Origin of the sequence: Bradyrhizobium sp. AZCC 1578 (assembly GCF_036924675.1) — a bacterium.
In the GTDB taxonomy this organism is placed as follows: Bacteria; Pseudomonadota; Alphaproteobacteria; order Rhizobiales; family Xanthobacteraceae; genus Bradyrhizobium.
In genome coordinates, this window is the sequence record NZ_JAZHRZ010000001.1 from 2,153,596 (window position 1) to 2,168,071 (window position 14,476).

General features: G+C 59.3%; 11 protein-coding genes and 1 pseudogene. 4 read left to right on the forward strand and 8 right to left on the reverse strand.

What is annotated here, in order from left to right; all coding sequences use genetic code 11:
* Window positions 1–44: 44 nt before the first annotated feature.
* From V1290_RS10480 to V1290_RS10495, 4 genes and pseudogenes are all read right to left on the reverse strand, one after another.
* Complete coding sequence (locus tag V1290_RS10480) at window positions 45–1,184, reverse strand: LysR family transcriptional regulator (protein ID WP_334364337.1); 1,140 nt, start codon at window positions 1,182–1,184, stop codon at window positions 45–47.
* 308 nt (window positions 1,185–1,492) lie between these two features.
* A pseudogene (locus tag V1290_RS10485) lies at window positions 1,493–1,834 on the reverse strand (hypothetical protein).
* Window positions 1,831–2,748 carry an NmrA family NAD(P)-binding protein gene (locus V1290_RS10490; RefSeq protein ID WP_334364338.1) on the reverse strand — a complete coding sequence of 306 codons (918 nt, stop codon included), beginning with the start codon at window positions 2,746–2,748 and terminating at the stop codon, window positions 1,831–1,833. Before V1290_RS10490 ends, V1290_RS10485 begins: the two are co-directional and overlap by 4 nt.
* A gap of 111 nt (window positions 2,749–2,859) precedes the next feature.
* The gene (locus V1290_RS10495; protein WP_334364339.1) at window positions 2,860–4,200 is read right to left on the reverse strand and encodes an SCP2 sterol-binding domain-containing protein; all 1,341 of its coding nucleotides are present in this window, start codon (window positions 4,198–4,200) and stop codon (window positions 2,860–2,862) included.
* Between the two features lie 235 nt (window positions 4,201–4,435).
* Here V1290_RS10495 and V1290_RS10500 point away from each other — a divergent pair, with 235 nt between their 5' ends.
* Together V1290_RS10500 and V1290_RS10505 are read left to right on the forward strand one after the other, a co-directional pair.
* Complete coding sequence (locus V1290_RS10500; RefSeq protein WP_334364340.1) at window positions 4,436–4,894, forward strand: (2Fe-2S)-binding protein; 459 nt, start codon at window positions 4,436–4,438, stop codon at window positions 4,892–4,894.
* Window position 4,895: 1 nt separating this feature from the next.
* On the forward strand, window positions 4,896–7,145 hold the full coding sequence (locus tag V1290_RS10505; protein WP_334364341.1) for a xanthine dehydrogenase family protein molybdopterin-binding subunit: 2,250 nt from the start codon (window positions 4,896–4,898) through the stop codon (window positions 7,143–7,145).
* A 147-nt stretch (window positions 7,146–7,292) separates the two neighbouring features.
* On the opposite strand, the gene V1290_RS10510 is transcribed toward V1290_RS10505, so the two are convergent.
* The 4 genes from V1290_RS10510 to V1290_RS10525 form a co-directional block, all read right to left on the reverse strand.
* Window positions 7,293–7,907, reverse strand: a complete 615-nt coding sequence (locus tag V1290_RS10510; protein ID WP_334364342.1) for a TetR/AcrR family transcriptional regulator — start codon at window positions 7,905–7,907, stop codon at window positions 7,293–7,295.
* Window positions 7,908–7,922: 15 nt separating this feature from the next.
* On the reverse strand, window positions 7,923–11,033 hold the full coding sequence (locus V1290_RS10515) for an efflux RND transporter permease subunit (RefSeq protein WP_334368984.1): 3,111 nt from the start codon (window positions 11,031–11,033) through the stop codon (window positions 7,923–7,925).
* A gap of 84 nt (window positions 11,034–11,117) precedes the next feature.
* Window positions 11,118–11,609, reverse strand: coding sequence for a nuclear transport factor 2 family protein (locus V1290_RS10520; protein WP_334364343.1), 492 nt, complete (start codon window positions 11,607–11,609; stop codon window positions 11,118–11,120).
* 40 nt (window positions 11,610–11,649) lie between these two features.
* Window positions 11,650–12,756 carry an efflux RND transporter periplasmic adaptor subunit gene (locus V1290_RS10525; RefSeq protein WP_334364344.1) on the reverse strand — a complete coding sequence of 369 codons (1,107 nt, stop codon included), beginning with the start codon at window positions 12,754–12,756 and terminating at the stop codon, window positions 11,650–11,652.
* A 213-nt stretch (window positions 12,757–12,969) separates the two neighbouring features.
* Here V1290_RS10525 and V1290_RS10530 point away from each other — a divergent pair, with 213 nt between their 5' ends.
* Both V1290_RS10530 and V1290_RS10535 read left to right on the forward strand, forming a co-directional pair.
* Window positions 12,970–13,548 carry a TetR family transcriptional regulator gene (locus V1290_RS10530; protein WP_334368985.1) on the forward strand — a complete coding sequence of 193 codons (579 nt, stop codon included), beginning with the start codon at window positions 12,970–12,972 and terminating at the stop codon, window positions 13,546–13,548.
* Window positions 13,545–14,435: an alpha/beta fold hydrolase gene (locus tag V1290_RS10535; RefSeq protein WP_334364345.1), complete on the forward strand. Its 891-nt coding sequence runs from the start codon at window positions 13,545–13,547 to the stop codon at window positions 14,433–14,435. Before V1290_RS10530 ends, V1290_RS10535 begins: the two co-directional genes overlap by 4 nt.
* Window positions 14,436–14,476 lie beyond the last annotated feature (41 nt).

The window sequence follows — 14,476 nt, forward strand, 5'->3', positions numbered from 1 at the left end:
CGTGGAGAATCGTGCACGCTCCTGATAAGGACAGCTTAATGCGGTCACGCAATGCGCTGCAAAGGCCTTCGAGGCCGTTGCTGCCCCAGAAACCATGCACGAGACGCTGCAAACTCTGTTTCGAGAAGCCGGCGGACCTGCCCTGTCAACTTGCGCAGATCGCTCTCGCGCCGGCGCAACAGCCAGAGATCCATTAACGATGATTCCTGAGGGAGAACACGCACCAATCCCTCTGCGAGAGCGAACGGCACCGCCAGGAATGCCAGCCCCAGTCCCGCCGTAGCGGCAGAAAGATGGTTTGCTATCGACACTTTCAATGAGGCACGGCAATCTCCCGCAGCCTTGAACTGCGTGAGAAGAAGCATTTGTCCGGAACGCTCGCCCTGAAGGCCGGCAAAGTCAGCCGAACTTCCGATAATTTCATGCTTGTCGAGGTCCGCAATGGATCGCGGCGCCGGATGCTCGGCCAGATATGCTTCGGATGCGAACAAGCCGAACGCTACCGTCGCTACCCGCCGACCTACTAGCTCGTTGTCGCCCGGATGCCCCATCCGGATGACAAAATCGAGGTCGCTTGCGGCAAGATTTTGCTTGAGAACAGTGGAGAATATCTCGAGGCTGATCTTGTCGTTGAGTGCGCGCAGCTTGTTCACGCGAGGCAACAACCAGTGCTTGGTCAGGCCTTCGGTAGCAGAGATCTTGATGGAAAAGGACCTGTCGCCGGCACGCGATGACAGATCGCGTTGAAACAACTCGAACGACCGTACGATAGCAGCCGCCGACAGACGGAGTTGTTCGCCTTCCTGTGTCAGCTTGACACCGGAGGACACTCGAAAGAAGAGCGGAGCTCCGATATGGCGTTCCAGCTCCTTCAACCGGCGACTGAGCGTCGGCTGGCTCATACCCAATTCGCGAGCGGCGCGATTGACACTGCCGAACCTCGCGACGGAAGAGAATAATCGGAAGAGATCCCAGTTTGCCTCCGCTACGCGTCCCCTCCGCGACGACTGCTGGTTCTGACGGCTTCCATGTTCGGTAGCCGCCTCGAGGTTCAGGCAAGCGTTGTCTGCGGAAGATTCCGTCAAAACCTCAGCCGTCATCGCCATTCCCTGGAACGCAGCGCACATCTGCTCCATGCCATATGGGCAATGTTGGTTACCGTAGTTGCCGGACCACGGCGCCATTCTGCATGACACGTGTCATCCAAAATAAGAATGCTGTTCATCATGCAAAACGTCAAGACCAATTTCATGAGTTCGGTGGGCTACATCGAGGATTTCGCTGAGCGAAGCGGCTGAACGGGCGCTCACTATCGCGTAGCCTGGCGGCGGGCGCTCTTAACGCCGTTACCGTGATCAGCGACAACGCTGGTGTCGACGGAGAAGCGCGCCTTCGAGAAATTCTTTCATCGCGAGGCGCAGCCGTCCGGCCGAGCACAACGGGAAAGGGTATCGGCCAACAAGATCGGCCCAGTCGCGGACCGAGCTACATGTCACATCATGCTGCCCGGCATGAAGCAGCGGACCCGCGGGTGACCGTCGATATAATACTTCCATACCATGGTCCGCCCGATCTTGTTCGGCTGAGTGACAACGGCGCCGTCAGGCACCATCACCCACTCATGGTCGATGCGCACACGATAGTGCCCGTGATGTGATTCCCAATCGACGTCGGCAACAACGGATCCATCCGCGTCCGAGCAGCATGGCCCGAATTCGCTGTGGAGGCTCTCGAATCATCCTTTCAGCGGTGAATTGGCGTAGCGTCCATCATCACGTGCCGGCGCAGATGTAGCCAGCATGATCAGGCCCAGCGACCACGCAGCGCGCTTCATGGCAAGAATTTCTTGTCTCCCGCCGTATACACATCGGCGTGGCGCAGCACAAAGTCGTAAACGCTGAGCGGCGGCGTGCCAGTGATCTTCTCCACATCCGACGTCAAGCGGTCATATCGATTCTGCTGTTTAAGAAGAGCCATTGTTGCGAGATGGGCAAGCGCATGCGGAGACAACCTGCCGCTATCCTCCAGCTGCTTGCGCCAAGGTTCCCAAGGCACGTTCACGTAAGTGATTGGACGTCCGAGAGCCTTGGAGAACTCTTCGGCAACCCCGTTCATATCCTGGGAACGCGGGCCAGTCAGTTCGTATATCTTGCCGATGTGCCGGGCCGGGTCTTCGATGATTGCGGCGATCACCCGCGCAACATCTTCACTCGCGATCGGCGAGGTCTTTCCATTCCCGAAAGGCAGTCGAATTTGTTGATGCTCGCGGATTGAATTCGCCGATAGCCTGAGGAAGAAGGTATCCAGGAATGAAGTCGGACGGACATGCACGACAGGCACTCCAGACCAACTCAGCGCCTGCTCCGCGAGCCAGTGCAGCTTCTGCTGTGGGCTGTCTGTGGTCGAATTGATTCCCATTTGCGAGACTGTCATTTGTGAGATGTTCACGAATGCACTCACGTTGTGATGTTTCGCGACGGCGGCGGCATTGACTGTCGCCTCGAGATACTGAGCCGACACAGTCATACCGAAGTAAATTCGCTCGCAACCCTCAATGGCGCGATGCATCGCATGCAGATCGAGAAGATCCCCGACGACAACCTCAACACCGCGTTCGGCTAGTTTGGCCGACCGAACATCCTCATTGCGCACTAGCGCCCTCACCTTGGATCCTCGTCCGATCAGTAGCTCGCACACGGCGTGACCAACTGTTCCTGCGGCACCAGTGATTAAGATCGGAGATTCCATCTTTTCCTCCTCGGACGCCCCGCGAGCTGTGCTTGGGCACGCTGGGACGAACCCAGCGCCACTGATCGAATATTGGGGCAGGCCACCTGCGGTCCGCCTACATTCGAGAAATCAAGACGGAAAACATCGACCGAAGGCCTGCAGGAGCCTCGGTGAACCGCGGAAGCGAAGCTTTCTGCGCAGCAGCAGCCAGGGCAACTTCACCTCTTTGCGCAGGAAGCTCAGCCAAGCGTCACTATCGGCTGTCATGGCGAAATCCGCCGCACCCTGACGACCGTTGGTGACCTTTATCGTCTTGTTCCTGATTTCAACGGTCACTTCCGCGGGTTCGCGGCCCACGAACGTGAAATGAAACGTCGCATTAAGGCCGGCAGAACGTCCTCGCTGAAAGACTAATGTAAGCGATCTCAGAAAGGCAAGAATCGAACGTATGTTCGAGAGTCCGTTGCGGACGCGCTTGATCGGCTTGTGCGGGAAGCGGCGGGGCACGTAGGCTTCGGCGTCCGATCCGGCGACGACATAGACTGTCTCAACCTTTTCGCTTAGGGGTTTGGCTACCTCCTCCATGTATTGCTTTCGGTCGGCGAGATAGGGACCGATCACATCTTCGCCTGCAGGACACACCGCCATACAGTAAGCGGCTTTGTAGTTCGCACCAAAGGAAAGGCTTTGCCACATTGAAGCCGTTTCTGCCGGCGTGAACCTGTCTCGATAGGCACGCGAATCCCGACTGTCGGCGATCCCATTCACCCAATCGGTGAAACCGCCTGCGAATTCGCGATAGTTGTGCGTGTAGCAGGCCGCGAAATCAAAATGCCCGTCCGGTGCGATCGCACCGGTGGGACAGGCGGAAACGCACAGCTTGCATTCCAGACAAGGGCTGTAGTCGAGTGGTCGCGAATAAGCACTGATCTCAGCGTCCAGCAAAACGGTCCCGAGAAGAACAAAGTTGCCGAACCTAGGATGGATGACGTTGCGATGAATGCCCATCCTACCAAGGCCGGCCGCTTCGGCAATCGGCTTGTGCGATACCAGCCATTGCTTGCCCGCGCCGAAGCGGTCCATTTCCATGGGAAAACCAACGGCAGCCGCATTGATCGCTCGAACGCCGATGGCCTCCAACCTACTGACGATCTCTCGAACGACGTCGTCGGTCTTGTGAACAACGTGGTGAAACTCGATGTTTGCGATGGACCGCATTGGAGTTCGGATGTTCTCGCGATTCATCCGGCACACAATGCTGATGATCGACTTCGTGCGGGGAAACACGCCGATGATATCTGCGCGGTGCGCGGCGATATCTTCGCGATCGACTTCGACGAAGCCTACGTCGTCCGCCCCAGCCTCCAAACACAATGACCGGAGCCGATCGGCGTCCAATGTGTGCGGCCGCGACGCTTTTGTCTCAGCTCGATGCGCTACAACGGTTGGATGACTCGCTAAATCGACCACACACCAGCTCCCTCATCAGCAGGTCCAAATCGGCTCCGATCTCGCTCAAATCAAAATGTCTGAACAAAACTTAGTCACTTGCAAAAAACTAGTCAAGTCTGGTAATAGACGAGGAACGACTCATAGGGAATGACCGCGCGTTGTCCGCGGGACCTCAACTCTGCCAATAGTGTTGGGAGCTCCTGAAGAGCAGACGGGCGCCATCGTCGTTTTCTCAATCGCTGGAGCATTCGCAATGCAATTGACCGTCAATGGCAAGCGGCACGACTTGGACATCGAACCGGAAATTCCGCTTCTTTGGGTGCTTCGGGATGAACTCGGCATTACGGGACCGAAGTATGGCTGCGGCGCCGGGCTTTGCGGTGCGTGCACCGTGCATGTCGACGGTGCGGCGGTTCGTTCCTGCTCGATCAGTGCTGGCGAGGTTCGCGGCAGCGTCACGACGATCGAGGGTCTCGGAACGCCGGCAAACCCACACGTGGTTCAGCAGGCTTGGATCGAGCACCAAGTTGCGCAGTGCGGCTATTGTCAGTCCGGCCAAATGATGACTGCAGCAGCCTTCCTGTCGAGAACCCCCGATCCGTCTGAGACCGATATTGCCGACGCTATGAGCGGAAATCTTTGCCGATGCGGAACTTATCCTCGCATCCACAGCGCCGTCAAAACTGCAGCCCAGATGATGAAAGGGAAATAGCGTGGCTCGGCTTGGAAAAATTGCACGACGCACGTTTCTGATCGGATCTGCTGCGATCGCCGGTGGCGTAGCGTTCGGCTATTACAACTTGCGCAAGGAACCTCTCAATCCGTTGCTCAAAGGCCTCCCGCCGGGCGAAGCCGCGATCACGCCCTACGTCCGCGTCGATGCGAAGGGCGTCACGCTTATTACTCCGCGGGCCGATAAAGGCCAAGGCTCCTATTCCATCCAAGCTCATCTCATTGCTGAAGAGCTCGATGTGGATCCGCATAAGGTTCGCATCGATCCTGGTCCGCCCAGTCCGGCATACTTCAACAGCCGGATCATGGACGATAGCCTGCCCTTTGCTACAATCGATGATGGCTTCTTGGCCCGGAGCGCGCGTGGTGGCGGCGAAGTGTTAAGCCGTCTGCTAGGTATGCAGATCACCGGTGGTTCCTCCACTGTACCCGATGGATATCATAAACTTCGCGTGGCGGGGGCGGTTGCGCGCGAGACTCTGAAGGAGGCGGCCGCCAGGAGATCGGGAGTGTCCAGATCGCAACTGAAAACCAAGGACGGCCAGGTCATCTTCCCCGATGGCAAGTCCGTTACCTACGCGGAACTAGCCGTCGAGGCAGCGCAGCTTGAGCCCATTACTGATGTCACGCTCCGATCGGAACAGGAGTGGCGTTACATCGGCAAGAGCATGCGCAGGATCGATATCGTTGCGAAGTCTACCGGTACACAGCAGTATGGGATTGATGTTCGTTTGGACCGGATGCTGTACGCAACCGTGCGTGCCAATCCCAGCATGGGAGGCACGATCAAACGATATGATGCTTCTGGCGCGGAAAAGATGAGGGGCGTGAAAAAGATCGTCCCGGTCAAAGACGGTGTAGGCGTCATCGCCGATAACACGTGGAGAGCCTTTCAGGCCGCGGCCGCGATCAAGATCGAATGGAACGATCCTCCCTATCCGGCCAACTCTGCTGGAATGTGGAAGGTATTGGAGAATTCGTTCTCCAAAGACCTGCAGGACAGCCGACTTCGCAACGACGGAGACGTCGAGAAGGCATTGGCCGGCGCATCCAAGTCGATTGAGGCGGAGTATCGAACGCCATATCTGGCTCACGCGCCCCTCGAGCCCATGAATGCGGTTGTGCTCTATACGAAGGAACGGCTCGACATCTGGACGGGAACGCAGATCCCGCTATTTCTCCAGATGCATGCTGCGAAGCTGGCCCAACTGCCGGAAGACAAGGTTCATGTGCACGCTCAGCCGATCGGCGGAAGCTTCGGCGCGCGACTCGACGACACCTATGCGTTGCAGGCCATCGAGCTTGCGATTGCGATGGAAGGCGTTCCGGTCAAAATGACTTGGAGCCGAGAAGAGAACATGGCGCACGACTATCCGCGCCCGATCCAGCTCTCGCGCGCAAGGGGAACGGTTCGCGATGGCAAGGTTGAGAGCATGAGTATCGATATCGCGGGCCAATCGATGGGAGCCTCCTGGTTTAACCGTCTGCAGGCGCCCGTTCCTCCCGGTCCCGACACTACGAGTGTCAATGGTGTTTGGGATCAACCTTTCGCAATACCGAACTACCGGGTGACAGGTTACCGCGCGAAAGAAATGGTGCCCGTCAGCCCCTGGCGATCGGTTGGAGCCTCGGCGAATGGGTTTCATCACGCTTCCTTCCTGGACGAATTGATCCATGCCGCCGGCGCTGATCCGATGTCGGAACTTATTCGTCTATGCAATCATAAGACCTCGAAGGCGGTCCTGGAGACCTTGCGAGATATTTCTGAATGGAAAGGGCCGCGAATAGACAGCAGGCGCGCTCGTGGGGTCGCCCTGACCTTATCATTTGGCGTACCGATGGCCCAAGTCGTTGAAGTGAGCGATACGGCTCAAGGCATCAGAATCGACAGGGTATACGCCGTTTGCGAGGTGGGGCGGGTTCTCGACCCGATCAATTTCGAGGCGCAAATCCAGGGAGGCATTATCTGGGGCTTGGGCCACGCGATGAATTGTGAGCTGACCTACGACAACTTCGCGCCGGTCCAGACCAATTATCACGAGTTCGAGGGAATGAGATTCCATCAGGCACCGGAAATCATCGTCAAGGGATTGCAGCTTGGCAGTGAGGTGCGGGGAATTGGCGAACCCCCCGTTCCGCCTGCGGCACCGGCGCTCGCGAACGCCATCTTTGCTCTCACAGGAAAGCGTGTGCGCGAACTGCCCTTAAGCAAGAGCGTCAACTTCGCGTGACAACATAGCCCGCGTGCGGCGTCCTCCTGGCCAGCTCCGGCTGCACAACATCTGATGTTGGCAACGCTTCATGGCCTGATACAGCTTCACGAGACACCGAAGGTAGTCGGCTTAATCCGGAACCACAGGCCTCAATGCGGCAGACCGTTAGTCAGACTTGCCGAGAGCCTTCAGGATGAAGCGGATCTGGTTGCGCAGGTCTGCTTCGGTATCTTCGCCGTGTCGAACGCAGTGCTCGATCAGAGTCGGATGGAAGAATGGCGTGAAGGCGGATTTGACAGCTCGCGCGGCTTCCGCGGCATCTTCGACCTCGAACTCGCCCGCTTCGATGCCCTCGCATATGATCGCCTCGAAGATCGCCACCATCCGTTCGACGTGCGCCTTGATGATCGTCCAGTTCTCTTGCATGGCGACGACAATCAGGTCGTGCATGTGCTTTTCCTCGACCAGCGTCATCTTGTTGTGGCGGTGAACGGCGGTCAGGAGCCGGTCGAGTTTTTCCATGGCCGGCACGTTCGTGCGTGCGATCGCAGAGGCGATGTCAGCAACCTCGTTCAAGACACGCCCGCAGATCGACTCGTTGATCGCATCCCTGGAGGGAAAGAAACGGTAGACATTCGCCGGACTCATGCCGAGTTCAGAGGCGATGTCGGCCATCGACGTCTTGTGGTAACCGATGCGGCGAAACTGCTCCTCCGCCACCTCCAGGATGCGCGCGCGCGCCTCATCGGGATCAGCTCCCGTTCGGACTGGACGATTCATGGATACAACAAAGCCCTACTCGGCAGCCATTGCTGTTTGCAATTCCGATTCCTCCGTCGAATCCCCATGGATCGCATCTGCGGTCGGCTTGATCCGAAACCACGCGGCATAAAGCGCAGGAAGGAACAGCAGGATCAGCACCGTGCCGACCGCGGTGCCGCCGATCAGCGTATAGGCCATCGATCCCCAGAAGACGGAATGCGTGAGAGGGATGAAGGCGAGCACGGCGGCAAGTGCGGTCAGGATCACCGGCCTCGTGCGTTGCACCGTGGCCTCGATGACGGCGTGATAGTCGTCAAGGCCGGCAGCACGGTTCTCCTTGATTTGTTCGGTCAGGATCAGCGTGTTGCGCATCAGGATGCCGGCCAGTCCTATCAGGCCCAGAATGGCATTGAATCCGAAGGGCTGGTTGAAGGCGAGCAACACGGGCACGACGCCGACGAGGCCAAGCGGTGCCGTCAGCATGACCATGGCCATCGTCGAGAAGGATCGCACCTGCAGCATGATGACGATCAGCATGGCGGCGATCATGGCGGGAAAGACCGTCGCCAACGCGTCATTGGCCTTGGTTGCCTCCTCGATCGATCCGCCCAATTCGATGCGATAGCCGGCCGGAAGCGATGCGATCAGCGGCTGAAGAGCCGTCTTGATCTCCTTGGAGACCTCTGGAGGCTGGGTCGCTTCATTGATATCAGAGCGAATCGTGACCACGGGTGTGCGATCGCGGCGCTTCATGATCGGCTCTTCCAGACGGATTTCCGAATGGCCGATCTGGTCGAGCGGAATCGGGCGGCCGTCCCGGCTCATCAGGGAGAAATCCGCCAGACGCGCCGGATCCAGTCGCTCGCCGCCGGCGCTGCGTGCCACGATGGGGACATTGCGGATGTCCTCGCGGACCTGCGTAACGGGGATGCCAGTGAGGAGGAACTGGAGTTGCCGGCCGACCTCCGCTGGCGAGAGGCCGATGAGGTTCAGTCGATCCTGATCCGGGATGAAACGGAGCACGGGCGTGCGATTGCCCCAATCGCGGTTGGCTTGCCGCACATCGGGAACGCCACGCATGATATCGAGAGCTTTTTCAGAGATAGCGTACAGTTGCGCCGGATCAGGCCCCATGACCCGAAACTCGACCGGGAACGGCGTGTAGGGTCCGAACACAAGCTGCGTGACGCGCACATTGGCCTCAGGTGCAAGCCCCTCTGACACCGCCTGTCGGAGCCGGTGCTTCAAAGCCTCGCGCGCCTCCGCGTCCGGTGTAAGCACGACGATCTTGGCGAAGGCCGGATCAGGCAGCTCCGGCGCCATCGCGAAGAAGAATCGGGGAGCGCCCTGACCGACATAGCTCGTGACGATCTTGGCCTCCGACTGGTGGTTCAGCCAGTGTTCGAGCTTCTCGACCGTAGCGGTCGTGGTCTCAATGCTGGTGCCTTCCGGCAGACGAACCTCCACCAGCACTTCGGGGCGGTCGGATGTCGGGAAGAACTGCTGCTTGACGGCGCCCATGCCGACGACGGACAGCGCGAAAGCGATCGCGACGATGCCGCTGGTTACGAACTTGTGACGCACGGCGAAGGTGATGAGCCCTCGCAGGCGCCGATAGTTCGGTGTGCCGTAAATCGCTTGGTGACCGCCTTCGACCGGCTTGATCGTGGGCAGCATCTTGACGCCAAGATAGGGCGTGAAGACCACCGCGACGACCCAAGAGACGATGAGGGCGAACCCCACGACCCAGAAGATGTTGCCGGCGTATTCGCCGGCCGTCGAGCGCGCGAAGCCCACCGGCAGGAACCCGGCGACCGTCACGAGTGTGCCCGACAACATCGGCGCCGCCGTGTGGCTCCACGCGTAGGCCGCCGCCTTGATGCGGTCCATGCCCTCTTCCATTTTCACCACCATCACCTCGATGGCGATGATGGCGTCGTCCACGAGAAGACCAAGCGCCAGGATGAGGGCGCCGAGCGTGATGCGGTCGAAGAACCGGCCGGTTTCCAGCATGATGAGGAACACGACGGCGAGCGTCAGAGGGACGGCAGCCGCCACGACGATGCCGACGCGCCAGCCGAGGCTGAGCAGGCTCACCAGCAGCACCACGCCGAGCGCCATCGCAAACTTCATCATGAACTCATCGACCGCCGAGGTGATGTTGACGGCCTGGTCGCTGACCTTGGCCAGGGTCATCCCGAGTGGCAGCGTCCGGGCGATAGCGGCGGACCTCTCCTCCAGCGCCTTGCCGAGCGCGAGTCCATCCCAGCCCTCTTGCATAACCGCCGCGAGCATGATCGTGGGCTCACCCTGGTGTCGAATGAGGTAGGTGGGAGGATCCTCGTAGCCGCGGCGCACTTCGGCGATATCGGAGAGCTTCAGCGTCCGCCCCGCCGCGACGATCGGCGTGTCGGCGATCGCCTGGACGCTGTCATAAGCGCCGTCGACCCGGATGAAGACCTGCGGCCCCTTGGTGTCGATCGAGCCTGCCGGTGTGACGGTGTTCTGCCGCTGCAAGGCGGCAACGATATCCTGTGCCGACACGCCAAGCGTTGCCAGTTTGGCATAGGAAAACTCGATGAAGATCTGTTCGGGACGTTCACCGAGGATGTTGATCTTCTTGACGCCGGGCACGTGCAGGAGGTCCTGGCGAATGGTCTCGGCTTGCCTGGCGAGTTCCCGCATCGGCATGCCCTTCGCCTTGAGCGCATAGAGGGCGAAGCTCACGTCCGAATATTCGTCGTTGACGAACGGGCCGAGCACGCCAGACGGCAGCTTGCGTGCTTCATCTCCCAGCTTCTTGCGGGCCTGATAGAACTCCTCCTGCACGCTGGATGGCGGTGTGCTGTCCTTCAGCGTAACCGTCATGTACGCATAACCTGGCCGTGTGGTCGTCTCCACCCGGTCATACCAGGTCAGCTCCTGAATCCGCTTCTCCAAGGGTTCGGCGACCTGGTCCTGCATCTCGCGCGCCGTCGCGCCTGGCCATACCGTCGTGACCGTCAGGGTCTTGATGGTGAAGGAGGGGTCCTCCGCCCGCCCGAGCATGACGAAGGCGTAGGCGCCTGCGGCCGCCAGCAGGACGATGAAGAACAGGGTGACGGCCCGTTCACGAACGGCGATCGCGGAAAGATTGAAATTCATCACTTGGCCACTCCTAATCCTAGACGTTCGTCCTGGCGCTCGCGCCGTCCTGCAACAGGTGGGCGTCGAGTGAACCGCGCTTACCTAAAAAGCGCGGGCCCTCTGACTGCTCTTCTGCTCACTTACAATTGGTTCGGCGACAGCTTCTTGGAGGCCCGCTGCCGCTTGGGCGGCAAGGCCACGGGCCGCTTCCTGTGAATCTTGAAATTCCTCGAGTGCATAGACTCTACCCCACCGCAGGGTGAACACGTGGAGACCGCGGTTGACGTACGACGCATCGCCGTTGAGCAGCGTTGCGGTGCCGTCCCACTCGACAAACACGGTGGTATGCCACGGCCAGCCTTTCACCCAGATGTTGTTGACCGTGATATGGAGAGTGGGCTGGACGCGGCCGAGGCGCTCAAACCAGCGGCGTAGGGCTTCTTTGTCGTGGCGCTCACCAGCAAGCGCGTGGGCGCCGGAAACGCGGTGATGGACATGCGGCGCGACCGCTTTCACCGCGTCATCCCAGCGATGGTTGTTGACGTGGTCGAAGGTCTTTCGGATTTCTTTTTTGACAATGTAGCTGTAAAGCATTTGCCCATCCTCCGACGGTGATCGCGAAAAGATTGAAGCGTTAGTTTCCGTTGTTTTCAGATGCAGTCCTGACGCGAGCGCCCTCCTGGAGAAGGTGAGCGCCGAGGGAAACAATCGGGTCACCAGAGCTCAATCCAGAGATCACGGCGGTTTCGCTGCTCACTCGAACAAGCTTGACTGGACGAAAGCGTACGGTTGAGGTGGCGCTATCCAGGACCCACACACCGGTCTTCCGGCCGTCATCGAGCACGGCTCCCAGCGGCACCTGAACATCCGGCTGACTCTCCTGGCTTGCCAGCCGAATAGTTACCGTCGCGCCAAGCGGTGCTGCCGCCGCCTCACCGTCGAGCACATAACGGGCCTCATAGGTACGGGTTTGAGCATCGGCGGAGTCCGACAACTGCCGCAGATGCGCCGCATAGCGTCGCCCATCGGCGCCATAGATGCTGGCCTCAGCCTCGGAGCCAATCGCTGGCCGGATCGTTTCGGGAAGTGCCACCACAGCTTCGCGGGGACCGGCCTTGGCGATCCGAACGACTGTCTGGCCGGCAGAGACGACCTGCCCGGGCTCGCCAAGCGTTTCGACCACCGTTCCGTCCGCATCCGCTACCAGAACCGAATAGGTCGCCTCGTTCTCGGCGACCCGCGCATCGGCTTCGGCGGTGGCGAGTTGCGCCTCGGCCGTGTCCAGTGCGGCCTTCGCTTGCTCGTAGCGCTGTCGGGAAGCCCATCCGTTGCTCACCAGTTTGGCGTATCGCTGTTCATCCGCTTCGGTCTGAACGACAGATGCACGCGCTGCGGCAACGGCGTTGCGCTTTGCCGTGACCGCAAGGCGAAGGTCGGTTTCGTCGATCCGCATCAGCGGCTCACCGGCTTTGACCTGCTGACCGGTATTCACCAGCCGTTCGACAATCTTGCCGGCGACGCGAAACCCGAGGTTGCTCTGCACCCTCGCCCCGATGATGCCCGTGAAACCGCGTTCGGATCCGTTCACACGCGCGGCCGTGACCAGCCTGACGATCGGGGGTTCCTGCCGGGGGTCGCTCACGGCGGCGGCTTCCTGGGTGCGAAGTGTGACGAACGCAGTCGCAGCTAACGCCGCGATCAGGACGCCCCCTAACACAATGATAGGTCTTCGCTTTTTCATATCCGCCTCCTCATCTAAATTAGATTTCATTCGAACTCTATAAGCTATTTAGATGTCGATCGCAATCTAAATTTGAGCTCTGACGGGAATGTGATCCCCAAAAACCGGCCTCTTGACCCTCAGCGACGCCGAATCCAGCCACGCCATTGATAGATTGCGTTCGAACTCTATCTGAGATATAGATTTCGAGTGAAATCCAAATGGAGGTCCACCATGCGTGTGAGTCGCATTCAAGCCGCGGAGAACCGCCAAACCGTGATTGATGTGGCAAGTCGCCTCTTCAGGGAGCGCGGCTTTGATGGCATCGGCCTAAAAGATCTGATGAAGGCGGCCGGGCTAACACAAGGCGCCTTCTACAAGCAGTTCGCGTCAAAAGGGGATTTGGCGGTAGAGGCGTCCAGGCGCGCATTGGAGGGCGCTTCCCGCCGATGGTCGGATGCGGCAACGAAAAATCCTGACGATCCGCTCGGCGCGGTGATCGCGTTCTACCTCAGTGGCGACCATCGCGAAGAAAAGATGGACGGCTGCCCGATCGTGGCACTCGGCGCGGATGCCGCCAGACAGGGATCCGACGTGAAGGCGACATTCGAAGCGGGAATAAAGGCACATCTCGAAGTGCTCGGCCGCTTCATTGCCGAGGCTGGCGGCGAGGCGTCCAGCGGCAAGGCCATGGCCATTCTCGCGACGATGGTCGGCGCGGTGACGCTATCGCGTGTCGTCAACGATCCGGATTTGGCTCGGGCGATTCTGGATGCAGCAGTCAAACAGGTCCGGGAAGCCGCCGCCGCTTGAAAGATCGCATCCCTCAAAGCACGGGAGAAATCGAAATGCTTAGCGTGACAAAAGGCAAACCAAGTTTGCTCGAAATATCGGATACGCTTAGCCTGCGTTTCCAAAAGATCGGCAGCGGGCCTCCATTACTCCTCATACATACGATCCGGACACAGCTCGAATATTTCCGCAGTCTGGCGCCCCTCCTCGCGACATCGCACACGGTGTACACCATTGACCTCCCAGGCCACGGACACTCTCCAATAGATCCAGGCGCGAGCTTCGACGAACCCTACTTCAGGCAGGCCGTCATTCGTTTCATCGAGGAGCTAAACCTCTCGGCCGTTACGATGGTTGGCGAGTCGATCGGCGGGACATTGGCCCTTACAGTGGCGGCGTCGCTTCCGCAGCGGGTGAAGCGGGTCTATGCGATCAACCCCTACGACTACGAGACCCGCTACGGGGACGGCATTCGACGCGGCAACTGGTTCGCGAACTTTATCATCGGAAGTTTGCAGATCCCGGTGCTCGGCGCGATGAATGCATCGCTCGAAAACAAGATGGTCCTCGGCAAGATCATGGGCGGCGGATATCACGACCCGCGCAAACTGCCGGCCGATTTGCTGGCCGAGTTCGATGAAGTAGCCCACCGCCCGGGATACAAGCGGATCGCACGCAAGGTGCTGGCCGGCTGGCGATCCTGGAGCAAGGCGCGCGATTACTATCGGCAGATCTCGGCGCCTGTGACGCTCATTTATGGCGATAGCGATTGGTCTCGGCCAAATGAACGCGAACGCACACGGTCCCTGATTCCTGCCTCGCAGATGGTGACGCTCAAAAATACCGGCCACTTCTCCGCTGTCGAGAATCCGTCGGAGCTGGCTCGCGTGATATTGGCAACAGAATGACCGCAATGATCACACACAGGAGTGTGCAACTATGTTCAAGC